This is a genomic window from Aeromonas sp. QDB11 (genome assembly GCF_027705265.1).
In the GTDB taxonomy this organism is placed as follows: Bacteria; Pseudomonadota; Gammaproteobacteria; order Enterobacterales; family Aeromonadaceae; genus Aeromonas; species Aeromonas allosaccharophila.
In genome coordinates this window covers 48,185-64,481 of the sequence record NZ_JAPDBM010000001.1, presented here as the reverse complement: position 1 = coordinate 64,481, position 16,297 = coordinate 48,185, and the positions used below count along the sequence as shown (strand labels likewise).

Here is a 16,297-nt window from a genome sequence, read left to right as displayed (position 1 = left end):
TCGTAGCCAGGGATGGGCTGAATTCTGTACGAGTGCCGTCGGGACTGCGGTTGTAATAAAACTCCAAAATTTGATACTAATCACCTTCGCGCCTGAAAAGCGGGGGCCTGACCATGACAGGAGGTTGAGGTAAAGCCTACTGATTTTCATAACAAAGAGCCCTGGACCTGCACTTTGGTCATGTCTTGTTTCGTCAGAAGTGAGACACTGGGCAGCGATTGTTTATTAACCATCAGGGAATAGTCATGCAGATTGGAATACCGAGAGAGAGTCTCGCCGGTGAGACCCGGGTCGCAGCGACCCCGGCTACCGTCGAGCAGCTGAAAAAGCTCGGCTTCGAGGTCGCCATCGAGTCCGGCGCAGGCCGGTTGGCCAGCTTCGATGATGCCGCCTTCGAGGCTGCCGGTGCCAGCGTGGTGCCGAATGTCTGGCAAGCCGACCTTATCTTCAAGGTCAATGCGCCGACCGATGCCGAGATCGCACAAATTAAAGATGGTGCCACTCTGGTGAGCTTCATTTGGCCTGCCCAGAACCCTGAGCTGGTCAAGAAGCTGTCCGAGCGCAACATCAATGTGATGGCGATGGACATGGTGCCGCGGATCTCCCGTGCCCAGTCCCTCGATGCCCTCTCCTCCATGGCCAACATCGGTGGCTATCGCGCCGTGGTTGAAGCTGCGCACCAGTTCGGTCGTTTCTTCACCGGTCAAATCACCGCAGCCGGTAAAGTGCCGCCTGCCAAGGTGCTGGTGATCGGTGCCGGTGTCGCCGGTCTGGCCGCCATCGGTACGGCCGGTTCCCTCGGCGCCATCGTGCGTGCGTTCGATACCCGTCTGGAAGTGGCCGAGCAGATCGAATCCATGGGTGGGGAATTCCTCAAGCTGGACTTCGGTGGCGAAGATGGCGCATCCAGCGATGGTTATGCCAAGGTGATGAGCGAAGAGTTCATCAAGGCCGAGATGGAGCTGTTTGCCCAGCAGGCCAAAGAGGTGGACATCATCATCACCACCGCCCTGATCCCGGGCAAGCCGGCTCCCAAGCTGATCACCAAAGAGATGGTCGACAGCATGAAGCCGGGCTCCGTCATCGTGGACATGGCCGCTCAGGCTGGCGGCAACTGCGAATACACAGTGCCGGGTGAACTGCATGTCACCGACAACGGCGTCAAGGTGATCGGTTACACCGATCTGCCGGGTCGTCTGCCTGCCCAATCCTCCCAGCTCTACGGTACCAACCTGGTCAACCTGATGAAGCTGATGTGCAAGGAGAAGGACGGCAACGTTGCCATCAACTTCGAAGACGTGGTTCAGCGCAACATGACGGTGATCCAGGCCGGTGAAGTGACCTTCCCGCCGCCCGCCATCTCCGTCTCTGCCGCCCCGCAGAAACCGGCTGCCGCCAAACCGGCCGCCAAGAAAGAAGCGGCCAAGCCCTCCAACAAGAAGTTCGTGTTCGGTGCCCTCGGCATCGCCGCCTTCGGCTGGATTGCGTCCGTTGCCCCGGCTGCCTTCCTCTCCCACTTCACCGTATTTATCCTGGCCTGTGTGGTCGGTTACTACGTGGTGTGGAACGTTTCGCATGCCCTGCATACGCCGCTGATGTCGGTCACCAATGCCATCTCCGGCATTATCGTGGTCGGTGCGCTGCTGCAGATCGGGCAAGGGTCGACCCTGGTCACCGCGCTGGCGTTCGTCGCCGTGCTGATTGCCAGTATCAACATCTTCGGCGGTTTCACCGTCACTCAGCGCATGCTGAAGATGTTCCGTAAGGATTAAGGGGGTTTAACGTGTCTCAAGGACTGGTAACAGCATCCTATATCGTTGCCGCCGTGCTCTTCATCCTCAGTCTCGCGGGACTGTCGAAGCAAGAGACGGCCAAACATGGCAACCTGTTCGGTATCGCGGGTATGGCCATCGCCCTGATCGCGACCGTGTTCAACCCGGAGACCAGTGGCGTTCACTGGATCATTCTGGCCATGGTGATCGGTGGTGCCATCGGCGTGCGTCTGGCGCTCAAGGTCGAAATGACCGAGATGCCCGAGCTGGTGGCTGTGCTGCACAGCTTCGTGGGTATGGCGGCAGTGCTGGTGGGCTTCAACAGCTTCATCGATCTGCACCCCTCCGCACCGGCTGAAGTGGTTGTCTCCGTCGGTTCCAACCTGGATGCCACTCTGGCAGCCGCCCGTGCGGCGTTCGAGCAGGCAGCCAGCGTTGCCCAGGTCGAGCACCTGACCGGCGCCATGCTGAACATCCACCTGGTCGAGATCTTCCTCGGCGTCTTCATCGGTGCCGTGACTTTCACCGGTTCCGTGGTGGCGTTTGGCAAGCTGCGTGGTCTTATCTCCTCCAAGCCGCTGATGCTGCCGCACCGCCACAAGCTGAACCTTCTGGCCGTGGTCGCGTCTCTGGCGCTGATGGTCTACTTCGTCAACGCCGGTGGCTCCACCTTCGCTCTGCTGGTGATGACCCTGATCGCCTTCGCCTTTGGCTGGCATCTGGTTGCCTCCATCGGTGGTGCCGACATGCCGGTAGTGGTCTCCATGCTGAACTCCTACTCCGGTTGGGCGGCAGCGGCAGCGGGCTTCATGCTCTCCAATGACCTGTTGATCGTCACCGGTGCCCTGGTGGGTTCCTCCGGTGCCATCCTCTCTTACATCATGTGCAAGGCGATGAACCGCTCCTTCATCTCCGTGATCGCCGGTGGCTTCGGCTCCGATGGCGTGGCCTCCACGGCTGATCAGGAGATGGGCGAATACCGCGAAACCAGCGCCGAGGAAGTGGCTGACCTGCTGAAGAACTCCAGCTCCGTCATCATCACCCCGGGCTACGGTATGGCGGTGGCACAGGCTCAGTATCCGGTTGCCGAGATCACCCAGAAGCTGCGTGATCGCGGCGTCAAGGTACGCTTCGGTATTCACCCGGTTGCCGGTCGTCTGCCTGGCCACATGAACGTGCTGCTGGCGGAAGCGAAAGTCCCGTATGACATCGTGCTTGAAATGGACGAGATCAACGACGACTTCGCCGATACCGACACCGTGCTGGTGATCGGTGCCAACGACACCGTCAACCCGGCTGCGATGGAAGATCCGGGCAGCCCGATCGCCGGTATGCCGGTACTGGAAGTGTGGAAGGCGCAGAACGTCATCGGCTTCAAGCGCTCCATGAACACTGGCTACGCCGGTGTCCAGAACCCGCTGTTCTTCAAGGAAAATACCCAGATGCTGTTTGGCGATGCCAAGGCCAGCGTCGAGGCAATCCTGAAAGCACTGTAAGTGCCATTCAGAGAGTGAATATCAAGGAGGCTTCGGCCTCCTTTTTTATTACCTCCGGATTGTATACTCTCAAACCATGGCGGTATGGAGATATGCCCATGGATTGGCGGCGGATGTGGCGACGAGGGTGGCAAGGCGGCTGGCTGTTGGCCTCGCTGGTGTTGGGCGGCAGCGCGCTGGCGGACGAGCCCCCGACCCTGACCATACTGACCGAGCTGTGGCCCCCTTATGTGATGCGTGGCGACAACGACGAACTGGTGGGGGCCGATCTCGATCTGGCCCGCGCCGTGTTGCTGCAACTGGGCTATCGCACCGAGGTGAGGGTACTGCCCTGGAAGCGGGTATTGCAGCAGGCTCGTCTCAAGCAGGGGGATGCGGTACTCGACGTCTTCTTTGAATCCTCCCGCCAGCAGTGGTTCCACTATCCCGAAGAGCCGCTCTCTTTCAGCGGCGAAGTGCTCTTCTATCCGGCGGATCGCCGGGTGAAATTCGAGCAACTCTCCGACCTCAAGGGGCTGCGGATCGGCGTTCAGGCCGACTATGCCTACAGCCCTGATTTTCTGGCCGATAAGGGGGTCATCCGGGTTGCCATGACCGGCGATGGCAACATGATCAAGCAGTTGCACCTGATGATGGCTGGCAGGCTGGACGGGGTGGTGCTCAACGAGCGGGTCGGTCGGTATCTGCTGCGCACCCAGGGGCTGCAGGATCAGGTGCTCAATGGTAGCCGCCTGTTGACCGACGACAACCGCAACTTCCTCGCGTTTACCCACAAACCCGGCCACGATCAGTTGGCCATCCAGTTCTCCTCTGCGCTCAAAGCATTCAAGCAGACACCCGCCTATCAGCAGCTGCTGGCTCGCTATCACCTCTGAGTCATCGCGCCGTCTGTGCGCGACTTCACAAATTGTCGCACTTTGTTAAAAGGTGGGCATAATAACGCTGAAAAAAGCGATGCTGCGCAACTTAATTTGATTTTATTGATATTAGTATCAAATTTAGTTGATTTGCATGGGGCCGTCATCGGGCTGCCACCTCTCTCGCGACGCCTCTGCGACGCGCTCCCAGATTGACGTTGACCCAGGGTCACCCTTTTTTGCCATGCTGTTGCCTGTGGCGATGAACAGGCATTGCGCCACCAAGATGAGAATGCACAGATGAACGCACAATGGACCGACTTTATTACCCTGCTCAAGCGTGAAGTGGTGCCCGCCCTGGGCTGCACCGAGCCGATGTCGGTGGCGCTGGCGGCGGCCAACTGCCGCAAGCTGCTGGGGCAGGATCCGACCCGCATCAGCGTCTGGGTCAGTGGCAACCTGTTCAAGAACGGCATGGGGGTCGGGGTGCCGGGTACCGGCATGATCGGTCTGCCGGTGGCGGCTGCGGTCGGCATCACCGGCGGTAATCCCGATGCCGGGCTGGAGGTGCTCAAGACTCTCACCCCGGCCCAGGTCGAGGCGGCCAAGGCGTTGCTGCCCTGCATTGTGGTGGATGTGAAGGATGTGCCGGACGTGCTCTACGCCGAGGTGCTGGCGGAAGTTGCAGGCCACAGCGCCCGGGTGGTGATCTGCACCGACCACACCCGCATCATCCTGATGGAGAAGGATGGCGAGGTGCTGATGGAGCAGAACAGTGCCCCCGGCGTGCAGATCCAGCCCGCCAAATCCGCCAAACCGACCATGACCCTGCGGGAGATCGTCGATTTTGCCTTGCAAGTGCCGCTGGCGGAGATCGACTTTATCCGCGAGGCCGCCACCATGAATCAGGCGCTGGCAGATGAAGGGTTGCAGGGTTACGGCCTGCAGATCGGCAAGATCCTCACCGAGCAGGTGGAGCGCAAGCTGCTCTCCGATGACCTGATGACGTTGGCGATGCGCCTCTCTTCCGCCGCCTCCGATGCACGGATGGATGGCGCCATGCTGCCCGCCATGTCCAACTCGGGCTCCGGCAATCAGGGCATTGCCGCCACCATGCCGGTGGTCGCCGCCGCCCGCTTCCTCAAGGCGAGTGACGAGCAGCTGACCAGGGCGCTGGTGATGAGCCATCTGGTGGCCATCTACATCAAAACCTATCAGAACAAGCTGTCGGCGCTGTGCGCCGCCAGTACCGCCGCCATGGGCTCCGGTGCCGCCATCACCTGGCTGCTGGGCGGCCAGTATCAGCAGATCAGCCACTGCATCAACAACATGATTGGCGATGTCTCCGGCATCATCTGTGACGGCGCGGGCAGCGCCTGCTCCATGAAGGTTTCCACCTCCACCTCGGCAGCGGTGAAGTCCTCGCTGATGGCCATCAACAACCTGCATGTCCCCCAGAGCGAGGGGATCGTCTCCGATGACGTGGACGAGACCATTGCCAATCTGGGCCGCCTCTCCAAACAGGGGATGCTGGATACCGACATCGAAATCATCAACATCATGCGAGCGAAACAGCAGAAGCAGTGAATCTGTGACAAGGGGGCGATAGACCCCCTTGTTCTTGTCACGACGGCGCAGACCGTCTGACACGGTTGCCAGGGCAAGCATGGCGCTTGCTCTTGTTTCTCGGGCGCAAGCCCGCTTTTTGGGGAGTCATACCATGACATTTAGCGTTATCGGCAATCTGGCCATCGCCGCCATCTTGCTGTTCTTTCTCTACCGGTTACAGGAAAAACATGTGAGCTTCACCCGCCGGGTCTTTGCCGGTCTGGGGCTCGGTATTCTGTTCGGCGCCGCGCTGCAACTGCTCTATGGCGCCGGTTCACCGGTTATTGTCCAGACCATCGACTATCTGGATATCGTGGGCGGCGGCTATGTCAAGTTGCTGCAGATGATCATCATCCCGCTGATCATGGTCTCCATCATCGGTGCCATTCTCAAGCTCAATGGCGGCACTGCGCTGGGCAAGATCAGCGCCATGACCATCGGCGTGCTGATCTTCACCACCGCCATCGCCGCCGGGGCGGGCATCCTGATGTCCAATCTGTTCGGCCTGACCGCCGAAGGGCTCACCTCCGGTGCCGCCGAAAGCGCCCGTGGCGCCGCGCTGCAGACCACCCTCGGCAGCGTCGAGAGCATGTCATTTGCCAAGATGATGCTGGAGTTCATTCCTGCCAACCCCTTCCTCGACATGACCGGGGCACGAAAGACCTCCACCATCGCCGTGGTGATCTTCTCCATCTTCATCGGCCTCTCTGCCACCGGTATTGCCCGCAAGAAGCCGGAGATCTTCGCCAGCTTCAGCCACTTCGTGGCCGTGGCCCATGCCATCGTGATGCGCATGGTGACTCTGGTGCTGCGCCTGACCCCGTTCGGTGTGCTGGCGCTGATGACCAAGGTGGTCTCCGGCTCCAACTACGCTGACATCATCAACCTGCTTAGCTTTGTGATGGCCTCTTACGGCGCCATCGCGCTGATGTTCGCGGTACACCTGCTGCTGGTGAGCATGGTCGGCATCAACCCGGCCCGCTTCCTCAAGAAGATCACCCCGGTGCTGGCGTTTGCCTTCACCTCGCGCACCAGCGCGGGCTCCATCCCGATGAACGTGCAGACCCAGACCAAGTCGCTGGGTATTCCTGAGGGGATCGCCAACTTTGCCGCCTCCTTCGGTTCCACCATCGGCCAGAACGGCTGCGCCGGTATCTATCCGGCCATGCTGGCTGTGATGATTGCCCCGACCGTCGGGGTCAACCCGATGGATCCCGGCTTCATCATGACCCTGATCGCCATCATCACCGTCAGCTCCTTCGGGGTGGCCGGGATTGGCGGTGGCGCCACCTTTGCCGCGCTGATCGTGCTCTCCGCACTGGACTTCCCGGTGGCGCTGGCCGGTCTGCTCATCTCCATCGAGCCGCTGATCGACATGGGTCGTACCGCGCTGAACGTCTCCGGCTCCATCACCGCAGGGACTGTCACCAGCCGCCTGATGGGCGAGACCGACATGCATGTGTTTAACAGCGATCACGAAGTAAGTCTCGACGGCGAAGAGTCCACCGTCTGATTTGTCGTTGGTAGATCTGCGCGTGGAAAGGGGCGACCCTTTCCCGCCATAGACCGCAGGGAGGGCATGCCCTCCCTGCGCCATTGAGAGGAAAAACAATGAGAATTCTGATCATCGGTGGCGAAGCCGCCGGTATGAGTGCGGCGGCCAAGGCACGTCGTCTGGCCAAGGATGCCGAAATCGTGGTGTATGAAGCCTCCGAGGTGATCTCCTTCGGTGCCTGCGGCCTGCCTTACTTCGTCGGTGACGAGTTTCAGGAGCCCGGCTACATGGCCGAGTTCACCCCCGAGCAGTTCGCCGCCAAGGGGATCGAGGTCAAGATTGGTCATCGGGTGCTGAGCGTTGACGCAGCTGCCCAGACCCTGCAGGTGGAGCATAACGGCGACACCTTCACCGATCACTACGATCGGCTGATGATCGCCACCGGTGCCCGCGAAGTGATGCCCCCCATTCCGGGTTTGCAGCAGCAAGGGGTATTCGGCCTGCGCCGGATGGCCGACGGGCTGGCGCTCAAAGCGGCGGTGCAAGACAAGAACAATCGCCGCGCCGTGGTGATCGGCTCCGGCTTTATCGGGCTGGAAGTGGTCGAGGCGCTGGTCCATCAGGGCAAAGAGGTGCGTCTCATCGAGCTGGCGGATCGGGTCATCCCCGATGCGTTTGATGGCGAGATCACCCAGCACATCGAAACCGAACTGCGCGAGCAGGGCGTCTCTCTCCATCTGGGTGAGCGAGTCGAGGCTTTGCTGGGGGATGGACGGGTGACCGGCGTGCGAACCAGCCAGGGCGAGTACGAGGCCGATATCGTGGTGGTCTGCACCGGGGTCAAGCCCAACACCGAGTTTCTGGCCGACACCGGCATCGAGCGGCTCGGCAACGGCGCCATCAAGGTGGATCGGCAGGGGCGCAGCTCGCTGGCCAACGTCTGGTCAGCCGGTGACTGTGCCAGCGTCTGGCACAGCGTGAAGCAGCAGCAGGTCTATGTGCCGCTCGCCACCATCGCCAACAAGCTGGGCCGCATGGTGGGTGAAAACCTGGCTGGCGCCGAGCAGACGTTCCCGGGCACTCTCGGCTCTGCGGCACTCAAGGTGCTGGGACTGGAGGCGGGCCGTACCGGCCTCTCGGAACAGGAAGCCAAGGCGATGGGCATCGACTATCGCACCGTGGTGATCAAGGACAAGTGCCACACCAACTACTGCCCGGGCCAGTCCGACATCCACGTCAAACTGGTCTATGAGGCGGGCAGCAAGCGGCTGCTGGGTGGCCAGATCCTCGGTCGCAAGGGGGCAGTACACCGCATCGACGCGCTGGCGGTCGCCATCACCATGGGAGTGACCACCGAGCAGCTCGGCATGCTGGACTTTGCCTACGCGCCGCCCTTCTCCCGCACCTGGGATGCCCTGAACGTGGCGGGCAATGTCGCGAAGTAAAAGCTGTGATGACGGCGCAGGGAGGGCGCCGTCACGCTGCCGCTGCTCTGCAGAGCCTCTGCGGGTAATATCAGGAGCTAAATTGCAGCGATAAAAAAACCGATGCCAAGGCATCGGTTTTTTGTTACCGGTTGTTCCGTATCACTCAGCCACGGCCGAGGCGGTTCTCCGGGAAGTTCTTGGCCAGCACTTCGCGGGCATGCTTGGCCAGCTGCGGCATCTTCAGCGTGTCGTAAGACTCGACCATGATCTCCAGCGCCTTCTCGGTTTCGGCTGTGTCGGGGTAGGTTTCGACAATCAGCTTGGCCCGGTTGGCGGCAGCGACCAGTGCATCACGCTTCACGTAATACTCGGCAACGCTCAGGTCATATCTGGCCAGACGATTCTTCAGGCCAATCATGCGGGCACGGGCATCGGCGGCATAGACACTGTTGGGGTAGTTCTGCAGCAGGGTCTTGAAGTCCTGGAATGCCTGACGGGCATAAGCCGGGTCTTTGTCGTCCCGATCGATACCGAACAGGCTCTGGAAGAAGTTGTAATCCGCTGCCATGTTGGTCAGGCCGCGCATATAGAAGACGTAATCGATATTTTTATGCGCCGGATTGAGGCGGATAAAACGGTCGATATTGGCGATCGCCTGAGCGGTATCATCCTGCTTGTAGTAGGCATAGATGAGGTCAAGCTGCACCTGGTTGGAGTAGGCGCCGAACGGGTAGCGAGAATCCAAAGCCTCCAGCAATTCAGTGGCTTGCACGTAATTGCCAACGTCCAGTTTGAGGCGTGCTTTCTGGTACAGGGTCTCCGGCGGTTCGTCGGGTACCTTGGGTTTGGTGCTGGAACAGCCTGTGATCAAGGTAGCGACCAAGGCGAGCGACATCAGCAGGTGAGACTTCTTTCCCATCAACAACATCCGGTCCATTTCCACGAAATTGGCAAAGTATCCGTTATGCTTGGCTAAAAGAAAAGCTAGAATACCCGGATTATTTCGAATTGATACCCCCCGCTCAAGAGACCATACATGAGCCAGCATATTGAACTGACAGGCGAATTCCAGGATCACCAATTCGGGCAGCGACTCGACCAGGCCCTGGCCGAATTGTTTCCAGACTACTCCCGCACCCGCATCAAGGAGTGGATTTTACAGGACAGAGTGACCCTGGACGGTCAGGTTGCCAACACCCCGCGCGAGAAAATTCTGGCCGGGCAACAGGTGCATGTGAATGTCGAGCTGGAAGCCGATACCCGCTGGGATGCCCAGGAGATCGAGCTCAACATCGTTTATGAAGATGAACACATTCTGGTGATCGACAAACCGGCCGGACTGGTGGTTCACCCGGGCGCAGGCACGCCCGATGGCACCATCCTCAACGCCCTGCTGCACCGCTACCCCGGCATTGCCGAGGTGCCCCGCGCCGGTATCGTGCACCGTCTGGATAAAGACACCACAGGGCTGATGGTGGTTGCCAAGACCGTACCCGCCCAGACCCATCTGGTGGAAGCGCTGCAGGCGCGCCAGATCACCCGTGAGTACGAAGCCATCGCCATCGGTCACATGACCGCAGGTGGTACGGTTGATGCGCCCATCGGCCGTCACCCGACCCAGCGTACCCATATGGCTGTAGTGCCCAATGGTCGTCCTTCTGTGACCCACTACCGGGTGCACGAGAAGTTCCGTGGCCACACCCGTCTGCGTCTGCGTCTGGAGACCGGTCGTACCCACCAGATCCGTGTCCACATGGCGCACATCAAGCACCCGCTGGTGGGCGATCCCGCCTACGGTGGCCGTCTGCGCCTGCTGCGCAACGCAACGCCGGAGCTGACCCAGATGCTGCGCAGCTTCAACCGTCAGGCGCTGCATGCAACCATGCTGCAACTGGCGCACCCCATCACGGGTGAAGTGATGCAGTGGCACTCCGAGACACCACAGGACATGGTGGATCTGATGGAAGTGCTGCGTGCGGATACTATCGCCAATCCGGACGATCTGGTCTGGAACTGATGCAATAGGGCCTGCGTCGGTTTCTGCCGTCATCCGGCCCGAAGAGATGCCAAACGGGGTTCCCTTGCAGGAGCCCCGTTTTTTATAGCGGTGAATTGAAGGAGTCACAGATGAAATGGATCGAACCCGATTGGCCTGCACCTGCCAACGTCAGAGCCTTGTCGACCACCCGGGATGGCGGTGTCAGTGACGGGGTCTTTGCCGGCCTCAATCTGGGGGCTCACGTGGGGGATGAACCTGCCAGGGTCGAAGCCAATCGCGCCCGCTTGCAGCAGGCCTCCGCCATCCCCGGCCCCCTTAACTGGCTCAATCAGGTGCACGGCACCGTCGTACATCCGGTCAGCAACCATTATCAGCAGGCGCCGGATGCCGACGCAGCTTGTGCCCATGAGGCGCAGCTGGCCTGCATCGTGATGACTGCCGACTGTCTGCCGGTGCTGTTCTGCGATCGGGCCGGTACCGTGGTGGCTGCGGCCCACGCTGGCTGGCGTGGGTTGAAAGAGGGGGTGCTGGAGGCGAGCATCGCCGCCATGGGCTGCGAGCCGGGCGAGATCCTGGCCTGGCTTGGCCCGGCCATCGGCCCCGCTGCGTTTGAAGTGGGTGGCGAGGTGCGCGAGGCCTTTATGGCGGAGCAGGCCGAAGCGGCTGCTGCGTTCGTGCCTTCCGCCAATGAGGGGAAATGGCTGGCGGATATCTACCGGCTGGCGCGGTTGCGGCTGGCCCGCGCCAGGGTGAATGCTGTCTATGGCGGCGAGCACTGTACCTTCAGCGATAGCGAGCAGTTTTACTCCTATCGTCGCGATGGTCAGACCGGCCGCATGGCCTCCCTCATCTGGTTGGCCCGCTAAGCAATTACCCGCCAAGTAATACCCCGTCTCTCTCAAGACCAAATCCGTATGAGAGAGGCGGGGATCCTGCCTTCTCCCCGCTTTGCAGAAAAAATAACCAGCCCATGCCCTTGAAATAGCCCGTACGGGCCTCATCTTTCATCTCAGAAAGTTATGTTGTTTGCCGCGCAAGCGGCGTCCGTCTTGAAAGGGGGAGTGCAATGCGCCTCGATCGCCTGACCAGCAAATTCCAGATTGCTATTTCCGATGCCCAGTCTTTGGCTCTGGGTCGTGACCACCAATTTATCGAACCCGTCCACTTGATGACCGCGCTGGTTAATCAGGATGGCGGCTCTATTCGTCCACTGCTCACCCTGACCGGGATGGATATCAATTCTCTGCGCTCCCGCCTCGGCGAGGAGCTGGATCGCCTGCCCAAGGTGAGCGGGGTGGAGGGGGATGTTCAGCTCTCCAACGGCCTCGGTCGCCTGCTCAACGTCTGCGACAAACTGGCCCAGCAGCGCAAGGATCAGTTCATTTCGTCCGAGCTGTTCGTGCTGGCGGCTCTCGACGAGAAGGGCAACTTGGGCGAGCTGCTGCGTGCCCAGGGGTTGACCAAAGAGAAACTGGAAGCGGCCATCGACAAGGTGCGTGGCGGCAAGAAGGTGGAGGATGCCAACGCCGAGGAGAATCGCCAGGCGCTGGAGAAGTACACCATCGATCTGACCGAGCGGGCCGAAATCGGCAAGCTCGACCCGGTGATCGGCCGGGATGACGAGATCCGCCGTACCATTCAGGTGCTGCAACGCCGCACCAAGAACAACCCGGTACTGATCGGTGCGCCCGGTGTCGGTAAAACCGCCATCGTCGAGGGGCTGGCCCAGCGCATCATCAACGGTGAAGTGCCGGAGGGGCTGAAGAACAAGCGGGTGCTCTCCCTCGATATGGGGGCGCTGGTGGCCGGTGCCAAGTATCGCGGCGAGTTTGAAGAACGGCTCAAAGCCGTGCTGAACGATCTCGCCAAGGAGGAGGGCAACGTCATCCTCTTTATCGACGAGCTGCACACCATGGTCGGCGCCGGCAAGGGCGAAGGGGCCATGGATGCGGGCAATATGCTGAAACCGGCATTGGCCCGTGGCGACCTGCACTGCGTCGGTGCCACCACACTGGATGAGTACCGTCAGTACATCGAGAAGGATGCGGCCCTTGAGCGCCGTTTCCAGAAGGTGCTGGTGGAAGAGCCGAGCGTGGAGGACACCATCGCCATCCTGCGCGGTCTGAAAGAGCGTTACGAGCTGCACCACCATGTGCAGATCACCGACCCCGCCATCGTGGCGGCGGCCCAGCTGTCCCACCGCTATATCGCGGATCGCCAGCTGCCGGACAAGGCCATCGACCTCATTGACGAGGCGGCGGCCAGCATCCGGCTGCAGATCGACTCCAAGCCGGAGGCGCTCGATCGCCTCGAGCGGCGCATCATCCAGCTCAAGCTGGAGCAGCAGGCGCTGATGAAGGAGGACGATGACGCCAGCCGCAAGCGTCTGGAGCTGATCAATCAGGAGATTGACGAAAAAGATCGGGAATACAACGAGCTGGACGAGGTGTGGAAGGCTGAGAAGGCCGCTCTCGCCGGTACCCAGCACATCAAGGCGGCGCTGGAGCAGGCCCGTCAGGATCTCGATGTGGCACGCCGCGCAGGCGACTTGGGCCGGATGTCCGAGCTGCAATATGGCCGCATCCCCGAGCTGGAGAAACAGCTGGATCTCGCCACCCAGGCCGAGATGCAGGAGACCAGCCTGCTGCGTAACCGGGTCACCGACGTGGAGATAGCAGACGTGCTGGCGCGCTGGACCGGCATTCCGGTGGCCCGCATGCTGGAAGGGGAGCGTGACAAGCTGCTGCGGATGGAAGAGCAGTTGCACAGCCGGGTGATCGGGCAAGAGGAGGCGGTCGAAGCGGTCTCCAACGCCATTCGCCGCTCCCGTGCCGGTCTCTCCGATCCGAACCGCCCCATCGGCTCCTTCCTGTTCCTGGGGCCCACCGGGGTGGGCAAGACCGAGCTGTGCAAGGCGCTGGCGGAGTTCCTGTTCGATACCCAGGATGCCATGGTGCGTATCGACATGTCCGAGTTCATGGAGAAACACAGCGTGGCCCGTCTGGTGGGGGCGCCTCCCGGATATGTGGGTTACGAAGAGGGCGGTTATCTGACCGAGGCGGTACGCCGTCGCCCCTACTCGGTGATCCTGCTGGACGAAGTGGAGAAGGCGCACCCGGATGTGTTCAACATCCTGTTGCAGGTGCTCGATGATGGCCGCCTGACCGATGGTCAGGGCCGCACCGTCGATTTCCGCAACTCGGTGGTGATCATGACCTCCAACCTCGGGTCGGATCTCATTCAGGAGCACCATTCCGAGAAGGATTACGACGAGATGAAGGCCATGCTGATGGAGGTGCTGACCCGCAGCTTCCGGCCGGAGTTTATCAACCGGATCGACGAGACGGTGGTGTTCCACCCGCTCGGCGAGGATCACATCAAGTCCATCGCCCGCATCCAGCTCAAGAGCCTGATGGGCCGACTGGAGGCTCAGGGTTACGAGGTGGAGGTGAGCGAAGCGCTGCTCGAGAAGCTGGTGCATGCCGGGTTCGACCCTGTCTACGGGGCACGGCCCCTCAAGCGGGCGATCCAGCACAAGGTGGAAAACCCGCTGGCGCAGGCGCTGCTCTCCGGTCGCATCGTGCCGGGCAAAAAACTGCTGCTGGGGGCCGACAGCAACGGTCTCACCATGACCCAGTAACCGATCTCGTGTCGATGTTTGCAACGCCAGCCTTCGGGCTGGCGTTGTCATATCTGGCGGCGGGGATTCGGGCGCAAAAAAAACGGCAATCCGAAGATTGCCGGGAGGAATGTAGTGACGCGACCTGGCGTGGGTTGAGCGGGTCGCAGGGGCAAGCCCCGGTTTCGCCGCGTGCCATCAGGGATGGCCACACGGCTTACAGCATGTCCGGACTGCGCTCGTTCAGTCCGCACCGCCACACACCTTCAGGGCTGACCCGCTCGCGATGGCGTGCAGGCCAGACCGATGAAATCAACTTGTTTACAGCATGCCCTGTACGGCAGCCTTCATCTCTGATGGCCAGACGCCGACTTGTGCCTGTTTGTCGATATGCTCCTTTACGAGAAAACCGGCTTACAACATGCCCGGGATGGTGGCCTTCATTTCAGAGGGCCACACACCAACCTGAACCTGCCCGATATGCTCTTTTTGTAGCAGCAGCATGGCCAGACGGGATTGGCCGATGCCGCCGCCGATGGTTTGCGGCATCCGTGCGGCCAGCAGATCCTGGTGCCAGTCGTACTGCAGGCGGTCCTCGTCACCGGTGATGGCCAGCTGGCGGCGCAGCGCCTCGGCGTCGACCCGGATCCCCATGGAGGAGATCTCGAAACTGTCTTGCAGTACCGGGTTCCACACCAGAATGTCCCCGTTCAGACCCGCCAGACCCAGCTCGCTGTGGCTGCTCCAGTCGTCATAGTCCGGGGCGCGCACATCGTGGCGTTCGCCGTGGGAGAGGGCACCACCGATACCGATCAGGAACACGGCCCCCAGCTCTTTGGCGATGGCGCGCTCGCGCCCCTTGGCATCGAGGTCCGGGTAGCGGGTCAGCAGCTCTTCGCTGTGCAGGAACTGGATCTCGGCTGGCAGGAAGGGGGTCAGCTCATGCTCGGCACAGACGGCGCGCTCGGTGGCCTTGATGGCAGCCCAGATGCCGCGCACGGTTTCCTGCAGATAGGCCAGATCGCGGCGCTCGCTCGGCATTACCTTCTCCCAATCCCACTGATCCACGTAGACCGAGTGGATGGGGGTGAGCTTGTCTTCATCCGGACGCAGCGCCTTCATGTGGGTGTAGATGCCTTCGCCCGGGCCGAAGCCGAAGCGGCCCAGAGTCTGGCGCTTCCATTTGGCCAGTGAATGCACCACTTCGTAGCTGTGCTCCGGCAGGGTTTTCACTTTGACCTGCACTGCATTCTCGTGGCCAGAGAGGTTGTCCTGAGTGCCATCACCGACCCGGCTCAAAATGGGGGCTTGCACCTCCATCAGACCCAGTTGCTGGGCGAGTTGGCGGGAGAACATCTCTTTGACGAAGCTGATCTGCTGTTGGCTGCGAATGTAGTGCTGTTTCATGCTGAATTCCTGTTTCAAACCCCGTTGGATGTGGTGATTCTTCAACAGATTGGCGGCTAAATTCAATATTCGATAATAGAAATAGGCTTTACGTGTTTTTTTCTTCAAAATAAGCCGTTGTTTAATGAGATATCGCCAACGGGAGTGCAAAAAAATGCCGGAAAATTACCGGATCGATAATCTCGATCAGGCCATCCTCACCGCCCTGATGGAGAATGCGCGGATCCCTTACGCCGAACTGGCGAAACAACTGGCTGTCAGTCCGGGCACCATCCATGTGCGGGTGGAGAAGATGAAGCAGGCGGGGATCATCGAGGGGACGCGGGTGCAGGTGAACGCGAAGAAGCTGGGCTATGACGTCTGCTGCTTTATCGGGATCAATCTGAAGAGCGCCAAGGATTACCCCTCGGCGCTGGCCAAGCTGCAGGCGCTGGACGAGGTGGTGGAGGCTTATTACACCACGGGTCACTACAGCATCTTCATGAAGGTGATGACCCGCTCCATCGACGAGCTGCAGATCGTGTTGATCAACAAGATCCAGACCATCGACGAGATCCAGTCCACTGAAACGTTAATTTCGCTGCAAAACCCGATCCTGCGGGATGTGAAGCCCTGAC

General features: G+C 60.6%; 12 protein-coding genes. 10 read left to right on the top strand and 2 right to left on the bottom strand.

Annotation, left to right across the window (positions count from 1 at the left end; all coding sequences use genetic code 11):
• Positions 1 to 245: 245 nt before the first annotated feature.
• The 6 genes from pntA to OKC40_RS00285 all read left to right on the top strand — a co-directional run bounded on the left by pntA (position 246) and on the right by OKC40_RS00285 (position 8,673).
• The gene (pntA, locus tag OKC40_RS00310) at positions 246 to 1,772 is read left to right on the top strand and encodes a Re/Si-specific NAD(P)(+) transhydrogenase subunit alpha (protein WP_270793798.1); all 1,527 of its coding nucleotides are present in this window, start codon (positions 246 to 248) and stop codon (positions 1,770 to 1,772) included.
• An 11-nt stretch (positions 1,773 to 1,783) separates the two neighbouring features.
• Positions 1,784 to 3,268 carry a Re/Si-specific NAD(P)(+) transhydrogenase subunit beta gene (pntB, locus tag OKC40_RS00305; RefSeq protein ID WP_185228107.1) on the top strand — a complete coding sequence of 495 codons (1,485 nt, stop codon included), beginning with the start codon at positions 1,784 to 1,786 and terminating at the stop codon, positions 3,266 to 3,268.
• Positions 3,269 to 3,366: 98 nt separating this feature from the next.
• A complete protein-coding gene (locus tag OKC40_RS00300; RefSeq protein WP_333563258.1) occupies positions 3,367 to 4,143 on the top strand; it encodes a substrate-binding periplasmic protein in 777 nt (258 codons plus the stop codon).
• Between the two features lie 282 nt (positions 4,144 to 4,425).
• A complete protein-coding gene (locus OKC40_RS00295; protein WP_270793796.1) occupies positions 4,426 to 5,712 on the top strand; it encodes an L-cysteine desulfidase family protein in 1,287 nt (428 codons plus the stop codon).
• 133 nt (positions 5,713 to 5,845) lie between these two features.
• The gene (locus tag OKC40_RS00290; RefSeq protein WP_042063787.1) at positions 5,846 to 7,246 is read left to right on the top strand and encodes an L-cystine transporter; all 1,401 of its coding nucleotides are present in this window, start codon (positions 5,846 to 5,848) and stop codon (positions 7,244 to 7,246) included.
• A 98-nt stretch (positions 7,247 to 7,344) separates the two neighbouring features.
• On the top strand, positions 7,345 to 8,673 hold the full coding sequence (locus OKC40_RS00285; RefSeq protein WP_182970199.1) for a CoA-disulfide reductase: 1,329 nt from the start codon (positions 7,345 to 7,347) through the stop codon (positions 8,671 to 8,673).
• A gap of 145 nt (positions 8,674 to 8,818) precedes the next feature.
• Here the strand turns inward: OKC40_RS00285 and OKC40_RS00280 are convergent, their stop codons facing one another.
• Complete coding sequence (locus OKC40_RS00280; RefSeq protein ID WP_042063791.1) at positions 8,819 to 9,574, bottom strand: outer membrane protein assembly factor BamD; 756 nt, start codon at positions 9,572 to 9,574, stop codon at positions 8,819 to 8,821.
• A gap of 117 nt (positions 9,575 to 9,691) precedes the next feature.
• Here OKC40_RS00280 and rluD point away from each other — a divergent pair, with 117 nt between their 5' ends.
• The 3 genes from rluD to clpB all read left to right on the top strand — a co-directional run bounded on the left by rluD (position 9,692) and on the right by clpB (position 14,294).
• The gene (gene rluD, locus OKC40_RS00275) at positions 9,692 to 10,672 is read left to right on the top strand and encodes a 23S rRNA pseudouridine(1911/1915/1917) synthase RluD (RefSeq protein ID WP_042657303.1); all 981 of its coding nucleotides are present in this window, start codon (positions 9,692 to 9,694) and stop codon (positions 10,670 to 10,672) included.
• Positions 10,673 to 10,782: 110 nt separating this feature from the next.
• Complete coding sequence (gene pgeF / locus OKC40_RS00270; protein WP_270793795.1) at positions 10,783 to 11,520, top strand: peptidoglycan editing factor PgeF; 738 nt, start codon at positions 10,783 to 10,785, stop codon at positions 11,518 to 11,520.
• A gap of 200 nt (positions 11,521 to 11,720) precedes the next feature.
• Positions 11,721 to 14,294 carry an ATP-dependent chaperone ClpB gene (gene clpB, locus OKC40_RS00265; RefSeq protein ID WP_270793794.1) on the top strand — a complete coding sequence of 858 codons (2,574 nt, stop codon included), beginning with the start codon at positions 11,721 to 11,723 and terminating at the stop codon, positions 14,292 to 14,294.
• A gap of 393 nt (positions 14,295 to 14,687) precedes the next feature.
• On the opposite strand, the gene asnA is transcribed toward clpB, so the two are convergent.
• The gene (gene asnA, locus OKC40_RS00260) at positions 14,688 to 15,680 is read right to left on the bottom strand and encodes an aspartate--ammonia ligase (protein WP_075114223.1); all 993 of its coding nucleotides are present in this window, start codon (positions 15,678 to 15,680) and stop codon (positions 14,688 to 14,690) included.
• Between the two features lie 154 nt (positions 15,681 to 15,834).
• Between asnA and asnC the strand changes: the two genes are divergently transcribed.
• On the top strand, positions 15,835 to 16,296 hold the full coding sequence (gene asnC / locus OKC40_RS00255; RefSeq protein WP_033135290.1) for a transcriptional regulator AsnC: 462 nt from the start codon (positions 15,835 to 15,837) through the stop codon (positions 16,294 to 16,296).
• Position 16,297: the final 1 nt, after the last annotated feature.

Excerpts from the sequence above, each read along its gene's own strand:
- pntA (WP_270793798.1), top strand. The coding sequence starts at position 246 with ATGCAGATTGGAATACCGAGAGAGAGTCTCGCCGGTGAGACCCGGGTC.
- OKC40_RS00300 (WP_333563258.1), top strand. The coding sequence starts at position 3,367 with ATGGATTGGCGGCGGATGTGGCGACGAGGGTGGCAAGGCGGCTGGCTG.
- OKC40_RS00295 (WP_270793796.1), top strand. The coding sequence starts at position 4,426 with ATGAACGCACAATGGACCGACTTTATTACCCTGCTCAAGCGTGAAGTG.
- OKC40_RS00290 (WP_042063787.1), top strand. The coding sequence starts at position 5,846 with ATGACATTTAGCGTTATCGGCAATCTGGCCATCGCCGCCATCTTGCTG.
- OKC40_RS00285 (WP_182970199.1), top strand. The coding sequence starts at position 7,345 with ATGAGAATTCTGATCATCGGTGGCGAAGCCGCCGGTATGAGTGCGGCG.
- OKC40_RS00280 (WP_042063791.1), bottom strand. The coding sequence starts at position 9,574 with ATGGGAAAGAAGTCTCACCTGCTGATGTCGCTCGCCTTGGTCGCTACC.
- rluD (WP_042657303.1), top strand. The coding sequence starts at position 9,692 with ATGAGCCAGCATATTGAACTGACAGGCGAATTCCAGGATCACCAATTC.
- pgeF (WP_270793795.1), top strand. The coding sequence starts at position 10,783 with ATGAAATGGATCGAACCCGATTGGCCTGCACCTGCCAACGTCAGAGCC.
- clpB (WP_270793794.1), top strand. The coding sequence starts at position 11,721 with ATGCGCCTCGATCGCCTGACCAGCAAATTCCAGATTGCTATTTCCGAT.
- asnA (WP_075114223.1), bottom strand. The coding sequence starts at position 15,680 with ATGAAACAGCACTACATTCGCAGCCAACAGCAGATCAGCTTCGTCAAA.
- asnC (WP_033135290.1), top strand. The coding sequence starts at position 15,835 with ATGCCGGAAAATTACCGGATCGATAATCTCGATCAGGCCATCCTCACC.